The following is a 551-nucleotide window of genomic DNA, read 5'->3' as shown; positions in this document are numbered from 1 at the left end:
GGCCTTGAGCTTGCCCTGGTAGGTGTGCTGGATGTGCTCGATCACGATCGGGGTGGCCACGAACCTGGCGTTCGGGAACGCGTCGGCGACCACCTCGGCACCGAAGTAGAAGTCGGGGTCGGCGTGGCTGACGAAGACCGTGGTCAGCTCCTTGCCGGAGTCCAGTACGGCAGCCACCAGCGGGTGGGCGTCGGCGCGGGTGAAGCCGGCGTCGACCAGCAGCGCCTCGCGGTCGCCGGTGACCAGGGTGGCGGTCTTGTTCCTGCTCTCGACGGGGAAGTCCAGGTCGAGGATGGTGAAGTCGAGGGTGCTCACGGGGGTTCCTCTCGGACGGTGCGGTATCCGCCCGATGGGGGCGGGATGTACCTGTGCCAACAGTAACTGCGCAGCCAGGTATTCCCGCCCGGGAAACCGCCTGCCGGTGGCCGCTACCGACACTGGCCGATCCGGCAGACCACCGCTACCGCACCTGCGCCGTCCGGGGGCCCGGCCCACGGGGGTCACGTCCTCATGGCTTCATGGCTTCACGGGAGTCGGGGCAGCGCGTCGCG

At 69.1% G+C, this 551-nt stretch carries 1 protein-coding gene; it reads right to left on the bottom strand.

The genetic code is table 11. From position 1 onward, the window contains the following. On the bottom strand, nucleotides 1-315 hold a 315-nt coding region (locus tag ABD323_RS44755; protein WP_344447698.1), incomplete at its 3' end, for an MBL fold metallo-hydrolase. Nucleotides 316-551: the final 236 nt, after the last annotated feature.

It is taken from the genome of Kitasatospora nipponensis (genome assembly GCF_039528135.1).
GTDB lineage: Bacteria > Actinomycetota > Actinomycetes > Streptomycetales > Streptomycetaceae > Kitasatospora > Kitasatospora nipponensis.
This window is presented reverse-complemented; position numbering and strand designations above follow the sequence as displayed.